The sequence below is a fragment of the Rhodovulum sp. DZ06 genome, assembly GCF_050586345.1.
GTDB lineage: Bacteria > Pseudomonadota > Alphaproteobacteria > Rhodobacterales > Rhodobacteraceae > JBOCEF01.
In genome coordinates, this window is the sequence record NZ_JBOCEF010000105.1 from 234 (window position 1) to 1,329 (window position 1,096).

1 protein-coding gene is annotated in these 1,096 nt (G+C 69.1%); it reads left to right on the forward strand.

Going from position 1 to position 1,096, the window contains the following annotated elements:
- The first annotated feature begins 384 nt into the window (after positions 1-384).
- The gene (locus tag ACQ5SO_RS21330) at positions 385-930 is read left to right on the forward strand and encodes a VOC family protein (protein ID WP_430943669.1); all 546 of its coding nucleotides are present in this window, start codon (positions 385-387) and stop codon (positions 928-930) included.
- Positions 931-1,096 lie beyond the last annotated feature (166 nt).

The following is a 1,096-nucleotide window of genomic DNA, read 5'->3' on the forward strand; positions in this document are numbered from 1 at the left end:
GGATGGCCGAACCCGCCTTTGGCGGGCGAAGGCCCCAGTGGGGCCTTCGGGCCATCAGCGGGCGGAGCCCCGGACGGATGGCCGAACCCGCCTTTGGCGGGCGAAGGCCCCAGTGGGGCCTTCGGGCCATCAGCGGGCGGAGCCCCGGACGGGTGGCCGAACCCGCCTTCGGGTGGTCGGCGGGCGGCGCCCCGGATGGGTGGCGGGTCCCGCCGCGGGCGGGGCGAGGGTTCCAGGGGGAACAAGGGGCGGCGCGCGGGCGGGCCGCCCCTTTTCGTTGCAGGCGCCACAATTTCCCTTCGCCTAATTTGTTCTCCAATACTAAACACGTTCAGGCCCGGCGGGAGGGATGCCCCGGGACCGAAGGTCGGAGGAGGACCGGACATGAAGATCGAGAAGATCCACCACGTCGCCTATCGCTGCCGCGATGCGAAGGAGGGGGCCGCGTTCTACACCACGATGCTCAACATGGATTTCGTGCTCGCCATCGCCGAGGACCAGGCGCCCTCGACCCATGAGCCCGATCCCTACATGCACCTGTTCCTCGACGCCGGCGACGGCAACGTGCTCGCCTTCTTCGAGCTGCCGACCAAGCCCGATATGGGCCGGGACGAGAACACCCCCGCCTGGGTCCAGCACATCGCCTTCCAGGTGAAGGACCGGGCGACGCTGCTGGAGTACAAGGCGCATCTCGAGGCGAACGGGATCGAGGTGCTCGGGGTCACCGATCACAGCATCTTCCATTCCATCTATTTCTTCGATCCCAACGGCCACCGGATCGAGCTCGCCGCGCCCGACCCGGACCGGGCGGCGGCGATGCAGAAGCTCGACGCGGTGAAATGGGACATGCTCGAGGAATGGAGCCGCACCAGGCGCGCGCCGCGCCATGCCGACTGGCTGCACGCCAGGGAATTCGGCGCCGGGGCCTGAGGGCCCGCGGCGGCGCCTTGCGAACGGCGCAAACCAACAGGGATTTCGCATGCGATATCACAAGCCATCGTCATTCGAGGCCGCGGCGTCCATCGCGACCTCCGCCCCGGGGGTGACGCGCTTTCTCGCCGGGGGGACGGACGTGCTGGTGCAGATGCGCGCCGGG

Coding starts and splice junctions, on each gene's coding strand:
- ACQ5SO_RS21330 (WP_430943669.1), top strand. CDS start 385: ATGAAGATCGAGAAGATCCACCACGTCGCCTATCGCTGCCGCGATGCG.